This window comes from Pseudomonas donghuensis (assembly GCF_000696345.2).
GTDB classification, from domain to species: domain Bacteria; phylum Pseudomonadota; class Gammaproteobacteria; order Pseudomonadales; family Pseudomonadaceae; genus Aquipseudomonas; species Aquipseudomonas donghuensis.
The window spans coordinates 3,783,576-3,798,916 of sequence record NZ_CP071706.1; the positions used below are offsets into that span (position 1 = coordinate 3,783,576).

Genomic DNA, 15,341 nt, shown 5'->3' on the forward strand with positions numbered 1-15,341 from the left:
CCATCGCACCCGCCCCGAATTTCTCCTTCAAGGAATCGACGACATGAGCCAGACGACTTCGCACGATACCCTCCACGATCTGATCAGCGTGGGCTTCGGCCCTTCCAACCTGGCCCTGGCCATTGCCCTGCAGGAGCGCGCGCAAAGCAGCGGCCAGGCACTCAAGGCACTGTTTATCGACAAGCAGCAGGACTACCGCTGGCACGGCAACACCCTGGCCACCCAGAGCGAGCTGCAGATTTCCTTCCTCAAGGACCTGGTCTCGCTGCGCAACCCCACCAGCCCCTACAGCTTCGTCAACTACCTGCACAAGCAAGGGCGCCTGGTCGACTTCATCAACCTGGGCACCTTCTATCCCTGCCGCCTGGAGTTCAACGACTACCTGCGCTGGGTTGCCGAGCACTTTGCCGACCAGGCCGTCTACGGTGAAGAAGTGGTGCGCATCGAGCCGCACTTCAACGGCGACGCCATCGACCTGCTCAAGCTGGTCTCGCGTGACAGCCAGGGCCGCGAGCACAGCCGCCTGACCCGCTCGGTGGTGGTAGGCAGCGGTGGCTCGCCACGTATTCCCAAGCTTTTCGCACCGTTCAAGCAAGACCCGCGGGTGTTCCACCACTCCCAGTACCTGGCGGCGCTCGAGCAACTGCCGTGCGCCCAGGGCCAGGCCATGCGCATCGCCATCATCGGCTCCGGGCAAAGCGCGGCCGAGGCCTTCATCGACCTCAACGACAGCTTCCCGTCGGTGAAGGTCGACATGATCCTGCGCTCCTCGGCCCTCAAGCCTGCCGATGACAGCCCGTTCGTCAACGAGATCTTCGCCCCGGCCTACACGGACCTGGTGTTCGAGCAACAACCCCAGGACCGCGAAAAACTCATCGAGCAATACCACAACACCAACTACTCGGTGGTTGACGTCGACCTGATCGAGCGCATCTACGGCATCCTCTACCGGCAGAAAGTCGCGCACCAGTTCCGCCACTCGGTACTCTGCCGCCGTGAAGTGGAAGCGGTCTCGGCCACCGACCAGGGCATCGAACTGACCCTGCGCGATCACGCCACCGGCAAGGATCAGACCCACCGGTATGACGCGGTGATTCTGGCCACCGGCTACGAGCGCCGCTCGCACCGCGAGCTGCTGGCGCCGCTGCAGGAGTACCTGCAGGACTTCCAGGTCGATCGCCATTACCGCGCCCTGAGCGATCCACGCCTGAAAGCGGGCATCTACCTGCAAGGTTTCTGTGAGGCCTCCCACGGCCTGAGCGACACCCTGCTGTCAGTACTGCCGGCGCGCGCCGACGAGATCAGCCAGGCGCTGTACCACGCGCTGGACACGCCGCGCACCCTGCGCGAGAGCCCGCTGGCCGCCGACCTCATCAACGCCTGAAGCGAGAGACGTCAATGACCCGTCCATCCCGCAGCGCCGTTCGCGACCTGTTCGGCCTGCTCAAACCGTTCTGGCCGCTGGTGGCGATGTCCATCGCCCTGGGCATGGTCGGCGGCATCAGCGTCACCACGCTGCTGGCGACCATCAACAGCGCCCTGCACAGCGACAGCGGCCTGACCCAGGGCGTTGTCCTGGGTTTTGCCGGGTTGTGCCTGCTGGCGCTGCTCAGCACCATCTGCTCCGACATCGGCACCAACCACGTCGGCCAGCACATCATCGCCAAACTGCGCAAGACACTGGGCGAGAAGGTGCTCGCCGCGCCCATCGACCAGATCGAGCGATACCGCAGCCACCGCTTGATTCCGGTGCTCACCCATGACGTCGACACCATCAGCGATTTCGCCTTCGCCTTTGCCCCGCTGGCGATTTCCCTGACCGTGGTGCTCGGCTGCCTGGGCTACCTGGCGATGCTGTCGTGGCCGATGTTCCTGCTGATCCTGCTGGCCATTGCCCTGGGCACCGCCGTGCAATTCATCGCCCGCGCACGCGGCCTGAAAGGCTTTGAAGCGGCGCGTGAAGCCGAGGACGAACTGCAAAAGCACTACCACGCCATCGCCGAAGGGGCCAAGGAACTGCGCATCCACCGCCCACGGCGCCAGCGCATGTTCGTCCAGGGCATCCAGGGCACCGCCGAACGGATCTGCGCCACGCAGATCCGCTCGATCAACACCTTCGTGATCGCCAAGAGCTTCGGCTCGATGCTGTTCTTCGTGGTCATCGGCCTGGCCCTGGCCATGCAGTCGTTATGGCCGAGCGACAACAAGGCGGCGATGAGCGGCTTCGTGCTGGTGCTGCTGTACATGAAAGGCCCGCTCGATCACCTGGTCAGCACCCTGCCGATCGTCAGCCGCGCGCAGATTGCGTTTCGGCGCATCGCCGAACTGTCGCAGCAGTTCTCCTCACCCGAGGCTCACCTGCTGCTCAGCGACAACGGCGCGCCAGCGCCTGCGGTAAACAGCCTGGAACTGACCGATGTGACCTACACCTTCCCCCGCGTGGAGGGCTTCGAGCCGTTTCGGCTGGGGCCGGTGAACCTGCGCATCGAACAGGGCGAGATCATTTTCATCGTCGGTGAAAACGGCTGCGGCAAGACCACCCTGATCAAGTTGCTGCTGGGCCTGTACGCGCCACAAGGTGGCAGCATCGTGCTCAACGGCACGCCGGTGGTGGCCGAAACCCGCGACGATTATCGGCAGTTGTTCACCACCATCTTTGCCGACTACTACCTGTTCGACGATGTGGTCCAGGGTGACACGCAGATTCCCGCCGACGCCGACCGCTACCTGCGGCGCCTGGAAATCGACCACAAAGTCAGTGTCCGCGACGGGGTGTTCAGCACCACCGACCTGTCGACCGGGCAACGCAAACGCCTGGCCCTGCTCAATGCCTGGCTCGAAGAACGCCCGGTACTGGTGTTCGACGAGTGGGCCGCCGACCAGGACCCGACCTTCCGGCGGATCTTCTACACCGAATTGCTCCCGGACCTCAAACGCCTGGGCAAGACCATCATTGTCATCTCCCACGACGATCGCTACTTCGACGTCGCCGACCAGCTGGTGCGCATGAACGCCGGCAGCGTCGTCAGCGAACCGCAACTGGCCTGATCCCTTCGCACTGAAAAAGCCCGCGGCCGAAAATAATTTTCCGGTTTGCGGGCCTACGAACGTCTCATCACCAGTAATAGAAATCATTATCAATCAAGTAGCCACCCTGCCAAGAGCACACCATGCCAGCACACGCCCTTTCACCTCTAGCCAAAGCGCTGATGATGCGCAGGCTGCTCAAACCGCGCATTGTTTCCACCACCCTCGGCCTGGCACTGGCCCTGCCGCTGGCTGCCCAGGTGCAGGCACGGGAAGTGGCCTTCGACATTCCGGCGCAACCGCTGTCCAGCGCCTTGCAGAGCTTCGGCCAGCAGGCCAACGTGCAGCTGTTGTTCAGCCCTGACGATGTGATGAACCTGCGTGGTGCGCCGGTGCAAGGGCGCCTGCAGCCGGAAGCGGCGATTGGTATCCTGCTCGGCGGCACGAACCTCAACTACAGCCTGCAGGGCGATACCCTGACCGTCACCGGCCGCGGCTCGTCGAGCTCGGTCGAACTGGGGGCGACGACCATTGGTGCCACCGGGCTGGGGAGCACCACTGAAGGCACAGGTTCCTACACCACTGGCTCGACCAACACCGCCACCAAGCTCAACCTGAGCCTGCGCGAAACGCCGCAGTCGGTCAGCGTCATGACCCGCCAGCGCATCGACGACCAGAACCTGCGCAGCATCGGCCAGGTGCTGGAACAGACGGCCGGCATCAACGTACAGAGCCCGGGCAGTGACCGCTTGTATGTGTACTCGCGCGGCCTGGCCATCGACAACTACCAGTACGACGGCCTGCCCACCACTTCCTTCGCCTTCAGCCAGGCCCTGCCCCAGGCGCTGTCGGACATGGCCATCTATGACCGGATTGAAGTGGTTCGCGGCGCCACCGGCCTGATGTCCGGTGCCGGTGACCCGTCCGGGACCATCAACCTGGTGCGCAAGCGCCCCACCGACACCTTCAAGGGTTACGTCAGCGGCGGCCTCGGCTCCTGGGACCTGTACCGCAGTGAAGTGGACGTCTCCGGCCCGCTGACCGAAAACGGCAAGCTGCGCGGCCGCGCGGTGGCCGCCTACCAGCAAGGCAACAGCTTTACCGACCACCTGCAGCAGGAAAAGACCATCCTCTACGGGATCGTCGAGGCCGACCTGACCGACAGCACCCTGCTCACCGTCGGCGTCGATTACCTCAACAGCGACCCACGCGGCTTCTCCACCACCGGCCTGCCGATCGTCGACAACAAGGGCAACCGCGTGCACATGCAGCGCTCGGCCAACGGTGCCAGCCGCAACAGCACCAACCGCCAGGAGACAGTCAACGCCTTCGCCTCGATCGAACAGAAACTGGCCCACGACTGGACCCTCAAGGTCGCCGCCAACTCGCTGTACGGCACCCGCGACTACAACTCGATCATCGTCGGCACCTCCACCGGCTTCGTCAACGCCGAAACCGGCGACAAACTCAAATACACCGCCACCAAGGGCGACAACACCCAGGAACAGCGCGGCCTCGACATCATGCTGTCCGGCCCCTTCGAGCTGGGCGGGCGCACCCACGAACTGGTGGTCGGTTTCAACTACCAGGACTACGAAAACCGCCGCAACGGTTTCGGCCACCCGACCGCCGATGGCGGCAGCGACAACGGCGTCAGCGGCAAGCCGGTGAACATCTGGACCTGGGACAACTATGCGCCCAACCCGACCTACACCATGAACCGCGAAGACGACAACCTCAAGCAGCGGCAGAACGGCGCCTACCTGGCCACCCGCCTCAAGCCCACCGACGACCTCTCGGTGATCCTCGGCGCGCGGGTCAGCAACTACAAGTACGACGCCATGCTGCACTACAACGTCCCGAAAATGGTGCGCAACAATACCGATGACTCGGTCAAGGTCAGCGGCGAAGTCACCCCGTATGCCGGCGTGGTCTACGACCTCAACGACATCCACTCGGTGTATGCCAGCTACACCAGCATTTTCAAGCCGCAGCCCTACCGCTCCCGCGACGGCAAGCTGCTCGACCCACGTGAAGGCGACAACTACGAGATCGGCCTGAAAAGCGAATACTTCGGCGGCCGCCTGAACACCGCCCTGGCCCTGTTCGAGGTCAAGCTGGACAACGATGCGATCCCAAACGGCACCCTGCCCAGCAACGACCTGATCACCGCCTACAAGGCGGAAAAAACCAAGACCAAGGGCATCGACCTGGAAGTCAACGGCGAGATCATGCCGGACTGGAACATCGCCGCCAGCTATACCCATGCGGTGGTCAAGGACCATGACGGCGAGCGGGTCAAGACCATCGTCCCGACCGACCTGTTCAAACTCTGGACCACCTACCGCTTGCCCGGCGAGCTGGATCGCCTGACCGTCGGCGGTGGCATGAACTGGCAGAGCGGCATTCACTTCACTGTCGACTCCTGGCAACTGAGTGCGCCGGCCAAGGCCAAGCAAGGCGACTACGCGACCTTCAACCTGATGGCCCGCTATCAGCTGACGCCCAAGTGGTCGACCACCGCCACCGTCAACAACTTGTTCGACAAGAAGTACATCAGCTCCCTGGATGACAACTTCTACAGCGGCTCCTACGGTGAACCGCGCAGCTTCCTGGTGAGCACCAAGTACGAGTTCTGATCGTCCTGCACACAAACGCCGCCCCGGCAAAGGCCAGGCTCCTGGGAGCGACCTTTGCCGGGGCGGCGTTTTGCTGTTCGGGCCTCAGCGTTCGAGCACCTGGCCAAGCCAGGCCGATGCCTGTGCGTAGACCTGCTCCACCTGGGCGACGATGCCGCCCATGCGCAAGAAATCATGGGACAGACCGGTTTCGACACTCAAGGTCACCTCGGTACCCGCCGCCTGCAACCACTGGGCATAGGCCAGGCCTTCATCATGCAGCGGGTCGTAGCCGGCCAGCGCCACGTAGGCCGGCACCTGGGCAATGGCGCTGCCGAGCAGCGGCGAGGCGCGCCAGTCGAGACGGTCGGCTGGCGTGCGCGCGTAGTGCTGGTAAAACCACTCCAGGGTGGCCGACTCCAGCAGGTAGCCTTCGGCGTAACGCTGATGGGACGCCCGCAGCTGGCTGATGTCGGTCACCGGATAGAACAGTAACTGCGCCACCGGCCGCAGTGCCGCTGGCAACGCCCCGGACGCGGCCATCGCCGCCAGCACCGTGGCCAGGGTCGCCCCGGCACTGTCACCGGCCAGCACCACTTTAGCGCTGTCCAGGTGCAGGGCGCCGGCCTGCTCGACGAGCGCTGCCAGGCTGTCGGCGGCATCCTCCACGGCAGTTGGGAAGCGGTGTTCCGGTGCCAGCCGGTAGGCCGGGGCCAACACCGCGAACTCACCGCTGAGCGCCAGGCGGCGGCACACCGAATCATGGGAATCGAGGCTGCCGACCACATAGCCACCACCATGAAAATAGAGCATCACCGGCAAGGCTTTAGCGGCGCTGGCGCTGCGGCGATAGAGCCGCGCGGCAATCTCGCTACCGTCGCGGGTCGGCAACTGCAGGGCGCTGACCTGCAGCTCGCCCGGCGGGTTGGGGTCAAGGATCTGCGAAGTGGCCTCGAAATCGGCACGCGCCTTGGCCAGCGGCAACGCGTGCAGAGGCTGGCTTTTGCCGGTCAGGCGACCGAACTCGGCAAGCTCCAGAAAGGCAGAAAGATCAGGGTGCAAGGACATGGAAGCATCCAGACAGAATATTAGGAAAAAAGGCGGGGCCGGACGGCCCCGCCCCGGGTTCAATCGACCAGCGTTTCAGCCCGCAACACGTGCCGCTGCAGCTGGGCAAGCAGCTCGCTGTTGGCCAGGATGTCGTAGTGACCGGCGTCGATACGCTGCCCTGCGGCCTGCACGTGCAGGCTCGCTTCATAGGCCTCGAGCAGCTCAACCGGCAGTTCAGCGCGCCACCACACCTGTGCCGCACAGGCGCTGCGCGGCAATGGTTGCACGTGCCGGGACAGGGCCTTCAGGCGCAAGCCCACCTGGAAGGCACGGGCCAGTTCATCGGCTTCGAAGCGGCTGGCCTGGGCCGGCGTAGCCGGCTGCAGCGCGGCCAACAAGGCGCTGAGCTGCGCCAGGTCAGGCTCGTCACTCGGCAGTTGGCCAGGTTCGACCCGCAGATTGGCGGTCTGGGCCAGAAACGCCGGCAGGTCGTCACGCCAGTCATCCGCGTGCGCCAACGGATCGCGCCGTGGGATAAAACTGTCGACCAGGCCCAGGAAGCTCACCGTCTGCCCTTGTTTTTCCAGCTCTGCGGCGACCAGCACCGCCAGGGTGCCACCCAGCGACCAGCCCAACAGACGGTACGGACCTTGTGCCTGTTTCTGGCGAATGTACTGGGCGTAATCGATGGCCATCGACTCCAGCGAGTCATCCTCCCAGTCACGGTCCAGGAGCATTCGGCATTGCAGGCCATACACCCTGCACTGCCCTTGCAGGCGCCGCGCCAACGGTTCGTAGTCGAACACCGTGCCGAAGCCTGCGTGCAGGCAGAACAGCGCCGGGCCTGGCTGCGTGGCGCCATTGAGCGCCAGCACCGGGTCAAGCTCGCCTGCCTGCTCCTCATAACCCGACAACTGAGCGATGGTTGGCTTGGCCAGCATGTCGCGCAGCTTCAGTTCAAAGCCGGCCGGTGCTTGCTGGCGCACCTTGCTCAACACCTTGAGGGTGCGCAGCGAATCGCCGCCGAGCTCGAAGAAGTTGTCCGTGGCACCGACCTGTTCAAGCTCCAGCACCTCCTCCCAGATAGCCGCCAGCAGGCGTTCCAGGGCGTTGCGCGGGGCGACATACGCCTTGCCCTTGAAGTCCGGGTCGGGCAAGGCCAGGCGATCGAGCTTGCCACTGGGGTTGAGCGGCATGGCCTGAAGTTCAAGGATCTGCGCGGGCACCATGTAATCGGGCAGTTCGCCCTGCAGGGCACTGCGCAACTGCTCGACCTGCAGCCCCTGCGCCGTGGCCACCACATAAGCGATCAGGCGTTTGCCCGCCTCGCTGTCGCGGGCCACCACCACGGCCTCGCGTACCCCGGCCTGAGCGCGCAGACGGGCTTCGATTTCACCCAGCTCGATGCGAAAGCCGCGAATCTTCACCTGATGATCCAGGCGTCCCAGGTAGTCGATCACCCCGTCGGCGCGGCGGCGTACCAGGTCACCGGAGCGGTACAGGCGCCCGCCGGCCTCGAACGGGCTGGCAATGAAGCGCTCGGCGGTCAGCCCCGGGCGCTGGTGATAGCCGCGCGCCAAGCCTTCGCCGCCGATGTACAACTCGCCGGCGACGCCGTCGGGCAAGGGGTTGAGCTGGGCATCGAGGACATACAGGCTGCGGTTGCCGACACGCTCGCCGATCGGCGCATAGGCCGCTTCGCAGCGGGCCCCGGCGGCGGCGCGCCAAAGCATCGGGGTGACCACGGTTTCGGTCGGGCCATAGCCGTTGGTGATCATCCGCGGGCGCAGGGTGCGCTGGACCAGGTCGAAGTTGGCCTCGGCGACGGCATCGCCGCCAAAGCAGTAGATGTCCACCGGCGGCGGGTTGTCCTGGCCCTGGCCATACTCGGCGATCTGTTTGAGGTAGGCCGGCGGGAAGCAGGCAATGCTGATGCCTTGCTCATGCAGCACCGCCCAGGTTTCTTCGGCGGTCCACAGGCTGTCGTCACGCAGCACCAGGCAACCGCCGGCCAACAGCGTCGACCACCAGCGCTCCTGGGCACCGTCGAAAGCGAACGACATGAACAGCAGTTCGCGGGTTGCCGGGGTCATCTGGTACAGCGCGCCGATCGCCTGGCAATGCATGGCCAGCGGCCCGCGCGCCACGGCAACGCCCTTGGGCTTGCCGGTGGACCCGGAGGTGTAGATCAGGTACGCCAGATGCTCTGCCTCAATGTGCACCGGCGGCGCTGTTTGCGGGTACTGATCCAGTGCCAGGGTGTCGAGGCTCAGCACCTGCGCCTGAGTGGTCTGCGGCAGGCGCGCCAGCACCCGGCTATGGGTCAGCAGTACCTTCATGGCCGAGTCTTCGACGATCCATTGCAGGCGCTCCTGCGGGTAGTCGATATCCAGCGGTACGTAGGCGGCGCCGGTCTTGTGCACGGCGTACAGGGCCACGATCATCTGCACCGAACGGTTCAACGCAACCCCTACGCGCACTTCCGGCCCTACGCCCTGGGCACGCAGGCAGTGCGCCAGGGCATTGGCCTGCGCTTCGAGTTCGGCATAACTCAACTGCTGCCCGGCGCAGACCACCGCCGGCGCATCGCCCTGGCTTGCGGCATGGGCCTGGACCCGCTCGAGCAGGCTCGGCGCCTGGGGCTCTGCTGGCAGCACCGGGTTGGCCGCGGCCAACGCCTGCAGGCCGCCGGCATCGAGCATGGCCAGGCTGCCGAGGGTCGCCTGCGGCTGCTCCAGCAAGGCTTGCAACAGCGTCTCGAAACAGGCGCGGATCTGCACCACGCTGTCGGCGCTGAAGCGGTTGCGCAGGTAGAGGAACTCGATGCTCAGGGTTTCGCCCAGATTGACCGCCAGGTCCATCGGGTAGTTGGTGACATCGCGACCGCTGGTGGCGCCAAACTGCAACGAGCCCTGGCCGACCTCCCGCAGGCGCTCGTCGACCGGGTAGTTCTCGAACACGATGATGCTGTCGAACAGGCTGCGGCCACTGTGCCCGGCCCAGCGCTGGATGTCGGCAAGCGATGCATGCTCGTGGTCACGCACGTCCAGGTTGTAGGCCTGCAGTTGCTCCAGCCAGTCGCCGACGCGCTGGTCTGGCCGCAGGCTTTGCAGGATCGGCAAGGTGTTGATGAACAGCCCGAGCATCTCGCCGGCCTGAGGCAGGCTGGCCGGGCGCCCGGCCACCGTCGCGCCGAAACAGACGCTCTGCTGGCCGGTGTAGCGCTGCAACAGCAGCAACCAGGCGGCCTGCACCAGGGTGTTGGCGGTGACCCGCAACTGCTGGGCGGCGTTGCGCAACTGGCGGGTGCGGGCAGCATCCCAATCCAGGTAGAGCGCATCGTGGCCGTGCAACTGGGCCGCAGGGCGCGGCCAGGTGCAGGCCGCAAGCTCGGTGACCTCGCCCAGGTCGCGCAATTGCTGGCGCCAGAACTGCTCCAGGGCTTGTTGGTCATCCTGTTGCTGCAGCCAGGCAATGTAGTCGCCGTAGCGCCCTTGCACTTGCACCGGGCGCCCATGGTAGGCCTGGAACACCTCTGCGAGCAGGCGTGAGCTGCTCCAGCCGTCCATGAGAATGTGGTGACGGGTCCAGATCAGGTGGCAACGCTGATCGTCAAGGCGCACCAGGGTGACCCGCATCAGCGGCGCGCGCAGCAGGTCGAAGCCCTCGCGGCAATCGGCGTGCACCAGCATCTCGATGGCGTCGCTGGCTACCGCCTGGCCACGCCAGTCGAGCACACGCACCACGGACGGCGCCTGCTTGCTCACCACCTGCAGCGGTTGGGCCAGGTGGCTGGCGTTCCAGAACCCGCTACGCAACACGTCGTGGTTGGCCACTGCCAGGTCCCAGGCCGCAACGAAGCGCTCAAGCTCAAGCCCCTGCACCGCGACGCTGGTCTGGTTGATGTACAAGCCGGCCTCGTCGGCTTCCAGGGAGTGGAACAGCATGCCCTGTTGCATCGGCGACAACGGGTAGATATCGGCCACCTCGCGCGCCGGCACCGGCAGGCCGTCGAGCTGGGCCTGGGTCAGCCCGGCCAGGGGGAAGTCCGCCGGGGTCAGGCCGCCGCTGGCCTCATGGCAACAGTGCTCGATCAGCGCCTGCAGTTCGCTGGCATAGTCGGCGGCCAAGCCTTCGACGACCTGGCTGTCGAACATCTGCGGGCTGAAGATCCAGCCGATGCTCAGCCGCCCTTGGTACACCTGGCCATTGAGGGTCAGCCAGTTGCCCAGCTCGGCCAGCTCGGCGCGCTCGCTGCCCGAGGCTTCACGGGCCACGGTAAACAGCGCATCGTCGCTCTGGCCGTCGAAGCTGTTGTCGAACTGCCCCAGGTAGTTGAAGGTGATGCGCGGCAACGGCCGCTGGCCCAGCGCCTGGCGCGCCGTGCTATCGCCCAGGTAACGCAGCAGGCCATAGCCGATGCCGTTATCGGGCACCGCCCGGACCTGCTCCTTGATCGCCTTGATCGCCTCGGCCAGGCCAGGCGCCGGCGTCAGCGCCAGTGGGTACTTGCTGGTGAACCAGCCGACACTGCGGGTCAGGTCGAGATCGGCAAACAGCTCTTCGCGGCCATGGCCTTCCAGTACCACCTGGGTACTTGGCTGCCCGCTCCAGCGGCAGATCACCCGGGCCAGGGCAGTCAGCAGCAGCTCGTTGATGCGCGTGCGGTACGCGGCGGGCGCCTGTTGCAACAAACGCTGGGTGGCGGCGTTGTCCAGACGGCTGTAGACGGTCCGGGCATCACGTTGCAACAACGGGCAACGGGCATCGCGCACCGGCAGGTCGTGAACCGCCGCCTGCGCCTGCCAATAGCCGAGTTCGGCCTGCAACGCGGCGCTGCCCGCGCGCGCCTGCAGGCGTTCGGCCCAGTGTTGGGCCGAACAGGTTTTGCCCGGCAGGCTCAAAGCCTGGCCGGCGGCCAATTGCCCGTAGGCGCTCTGCAGGTCTTCCAGCAGGATGCGCCAGGAAACGCCATCGACCACCAGGTGGTGCACCACCAGCAGCAAGCGCTGCTGGCCATCTTCGAGGCTCAACAGCACCGCCCGCAGCAACGGCCCATGGGCCAGGTCGAGGCTGCGCTGGGCCTGCTCGCAGATCGCCGGCAGCTGCTCAAGGCAGGTGTTGCGCTGCCACAACAGCTCGTCAGCGCCCGCGCCGGGGTGGTGCTCGGCGAGCCAGCCGTCAGGTGTCTGGCTAAAGCGCAGGCGCAAGGCATCGTGTTGCCTCAGCAAGGCCTGCAAGGCCGCCGCCAGGGCCGGCGCGGACAACGGCGTGCGCGGGGCAAGCAGCACCGACTGGTTCCAGTGATGACGGTCGACCACCTCGTTCTCGAAGAACATCTGCTGGATCGGCAGCAGGGTCAGGCGGCCCTCGACCGGCCCGCTCGCACTGGGCGCCTGGGCCGCACCGGCACTGGCAATCCTGGCCAGGCGTTGCACGCTCTGGTGCTGGAACAGGTCCTTGGGGGTAAAGCGGATACCCGCTTCACGCGCGCGGCTGACCACCTGGATGGAGATGATCGAGTCGCCGCCCAGCTCGAAGAAATTGTCCTGTCGGCCAACCCGCGGGACCTTGAGCACGTCCTCCCAGATTGCCGCCAGTTGCTGTTCCAGCTCGCCTTGCGGTGCACTGTAGGCATCGCTCGCCGCCTGCTGGGCGGGCGCCGGTAGCGCCTTGCGGTCGAGCTTGCCGTTGGCGGTCAGGGGCAGCTGCTGCAGCAGGATCAACTGCGCCGGGACCATGTAGTCCGGCAAGCGTGCGCGCAGTTCGCCCAGCAAGGCGGCCGCCACCTCGGCCGTGCTGCCGATACGACTGACCACGTAACCGAGCAGTTGCTGGCCGCGCTCACTGGCGTGGCCGACGACCACCGCCTGCTCCACGCCATCCAGGCTGCGCAGGCACGCAGCGACCTCGCCGGGCTCGACGCGAAAACCGCGAACTTTCAGTTGATCGTCGATGCGTCCCTGATAGTGCCACTGTCCGGCGCTCAGGCGCACGCCATCGCCACTGCGGTACAAGCGCTCGCCGTTGCTGCTGAAGGGGTCGGGGACAAAGCGCTCGGCGGTCAGCCCCGGTTGCCCGAGGTAGCCGCGCGCCAGGCCTTGGCCACCGATGTACAGCTCGCCCGTGCCGCCGTCCGCCACCACCTGCAGGCTGGGGTCGAGCACCCGCACGCGGGTATTGGCCAAGGGCTGGCCGAGGCTGACCGGCGCGGCCTCGAGCGGCCCGGCGAGCACACCGACAGTGGATTCGGTCGGCCCATAGTGGTTGAACACCCGGCACTGCGGCGCCAGTTGCCGCACGCGCGCGAGCAGCGCCGGCGGACAGGCTTCGCCACCGAGCACCAGCAGGCGGCGCGGCAACACCTCGGCGGCCTGGGCCGAGGCCATCAACGCCGCCAGGTGCGAAGGCACAATCTTCAGCACATCGACCTGCTGGCGCTGCATGGCCCCGGCCATGGCCTGGGCGTCCATCGCCGTGTGCGGGTCGAACAGATGCAGAGTCCGCCCCGAGCACAGCGCGCCGAACAACACGGTGTGGCCGAGGTCGGCGGCGACCGTGGAGACCATCGCCATGCTCTGCGCCTGCTCCAGCGGCAGGCGTTGCAACAGGCCCTGGACATAGTTGGCCAGGGCGCCATGGCTGACCATCACCCCTTTGGGCTGCCCGGTGGAGCCGGAGGTGTAGATGACATAGGCGCAGCTCTCGGCCAGCGGCAGCGTGTGCAGCCGTTCGCCACTGGCGAGCGCTTCAGCGCCGGGGCGGTCGACACAGACCAGCACCTGACCCGCTACCCGCGGCATGTCGGCCTGCACCGCCGAATCGCAGAGCAGCACCTGGGCGCCACTGTCCTCAAGCAGCGTGCGCAGGCGATCAGGAGCGGCTTGCGGGTCCAGCGGCAAGTAGCTGGCCCCGGCCTTGAACACCGCCAGGATCGCCACGACCAGTGCCGAACTGCGCTCCAGGGCAATCGCCACCCGCGATTCGCGGCCCACGCCCAATGCGCGCAGGTGGGCGGCCAGGCGCCCGGCCTGCTGATCGACTTCGGCGTAGCTCAATTGCTGCGTCGCACACACCGTTGCCAGGCGCTCTGGCGTGGCCGCCAACTGCTGCTCGAACAGCGCCAGCACGCTGCTGGCGGCAAACCTGCATTGCGGCCCCTGGCCAAGCGCGGCCAGGCGCTGCTCCTCAGTGGCCGACAGCAGCGGCAGGTCCTCGATGCGCACCTGGACGTCGTCAACGATGGCCTGCAACAGCCCTCGCCACTGCCCGGCAATGGCCTCGATGCTGCAGGCATCGAACAGGTCGCTGGCGTAGACAAAGGTCGCCTCGATCCCGCCCGGATGCTCCAGGGTATTGAGGGTCAGGTCGAACTTGCTGGTGGTCAGCGGTTGCACCAGTGGCGTCATGTGCAAGCCGGCCAGGGCTGGCGAGGCACTGCCAGGCTCCTCGCGCTGATGATTGAACATCACCTGGAACAACGCCGAATGGCTCAGGCTGCGTTCGGCCTTGAGCACGTCGAGCAACTGCTCGAAGGGCAGGTCCTGGTAAGTCTGGGCCTGCAGGGCCGCCTCGCGCACCTGGGCAAGCAGTTCGCTGAAGCGCTGCTCACCGCACACCTGTGCCTTCATCACCTGGGTGTTGACGAAGAAGCCAATCAGGCGCTCGGTCTCAGGCCGCCCGCGGTTGGCGATCGGCACCCCGACACGGATCTCCTGCTGGCCGCTCAAGCGCTGCAGCAGGGCCTGGAACGCCGCCAGCATCAGCACGAACACCGTCACCCCTTGGCGCGCGGCAAGGGCCTTGAGCTGCTCGCCCAGGCCGGCGTCCAGCGCGGCATCCAGGCTGGCGCCGGCATAGCTGCGTTCGGCCTGGCGCGGGCGGTCGAGCGGCAACTGCAGGACTTCAAGCGACCCCTGCAATTGCTCGCTCCAGTAGGCCAACTGACGCTCGCGTTCGCCGTTGTCCATCCACTGCCGTTGCCACAACGCGTAATCGGCATATTGCACCGGCAAGGCCGGCAGGCTTGGCTCCCGGCCCTGGCTGTAGGCGGCATAGGTTTGCATCAGCTCTTGGACCATCAGTTGCAACGACCAGGCGTCGGAGATGATGTGGTGCTGGACCAGGCTGAGGACGTGCTGCTCGTGTTCGACCTGCAACAAGGCGGCCCGCAGCAACGGCCCACGGGCCAGGTCGAAACCCTGAGCGCCCTGCCCGGCCAGAAACGCCTGAATCCCGGCCTCGGCCTCCACTGCGCCGGGCAAGGTCTGGCGCGCCAGCGCCAGGCCAGACGGCGCCTGTATCTGCTGCCTGACCCCGTCCGGCGTTTCGATGAACAGCGTGCGCAGGCTTTCGTGGCGGGCAACCAGCGCATCCAGGCTGCGCTGCAGGGCACCAACGTCCAGGCGACCCTGCAAGCGGATCGCCAGCGGGATGTTGTACGCCGGGCTGTGCGGCTCCAGCTGCCAGAGAAACCACTGGCGTTGCTGGGCATAGGAAAGCAGGAGCGGCTCGTCCTCGGCACGCTGGAACACAGGAGCGATCCCGAACAGGTTGATCCCTTTCTGTTTCAGCAGGACAGCCAGCGCTTTGCGCTCTTTCGAGGAAAGCGCCCCCACAGACTCTATTAACTTTTGCACGCCACGA

5 protein-coding genes are annotated in these 15,341 nt (G+C 66.0%); 3 read left to right on the forward strand and 2 right to left on the reverse strand.

What is annotated here, in order from left to right; translation table 11 throughout:
- The first annotated feature begins 43 nt into the window (after positions 1–43).
- From BV82_RS17675 to BV82_RS17685, 3 genes are all read left to right on the forward strand, one after another.
- Complete coding sequence (locus BV82_RS17675) at positions 44–1,384, forward strand: lysine N(6)-hydroxylase/L-ornithine N(5)-oxygenase family protein (RefSeq protein WP_036996282.1); 1,341 nt, start codon at positions 44–46, stop codon at positions 1,382–1,384.
- Positions 1,385–1,398: 14 nt separating this feature from the next.
- Positions 1,399–3,048, forward strand: coding sequence for a cyclic peptide export ABC transporter (locus tag BV82_RS17680; RefSeq protein ID WP_036996283.1), 1,650 nt, complete (start codon positions 1,399–1,401; stop codon positions 3,046–3,048).
- Between the two features lie 122 nt (positions 3,049–3,170).
- Positions 3,171–5,666 carry a TonB-dependent siderophore receptor gene (locus BV82_RS17685; protein WP_036996285.1) on the forward strand — a complete coding sequence of 832 codons (2,496 nt, stop codon included), beginning with the start codon at positions 3,171–3,173 and terminating at the stop codon, positions 5,664–5,666.
- Positions 5,667–5,750: 84 nt separating this feature from the next.
- Here BV82_RS17685 and BV82_RS17690 read toward each other — a convergent pair whose 3' ends face one another.
- Both BV82_RS17690 and BV82_RS17695 read right to left on the reverse strand, forming a co-directional pair.
- Positions 5,751–6,713, reverse strand: coding sequence for an alpha/beta hydrolase (locus BV82_RS17690; protein ID WP_036996287.1), 963 nt, complete (start codon positions 6,711–6,713; stop codon positions 5,751–5,753).
- Between the two features lie 59 nt (positions 6,714–6,772).
- Positions 6,773–15,334 (reverse strand): non-ribosomal peptide synthetase, encoded by an 8,562-nt coding sequence (locus tag BV82_RS17695; protein WP_051636796.1) that lies wholly within the window; start codon positions 15,332–15,334, stop codon positions 6,773–6,775.
- Positions 15,335–15,341: the final 7 nt, after the last annotated feature.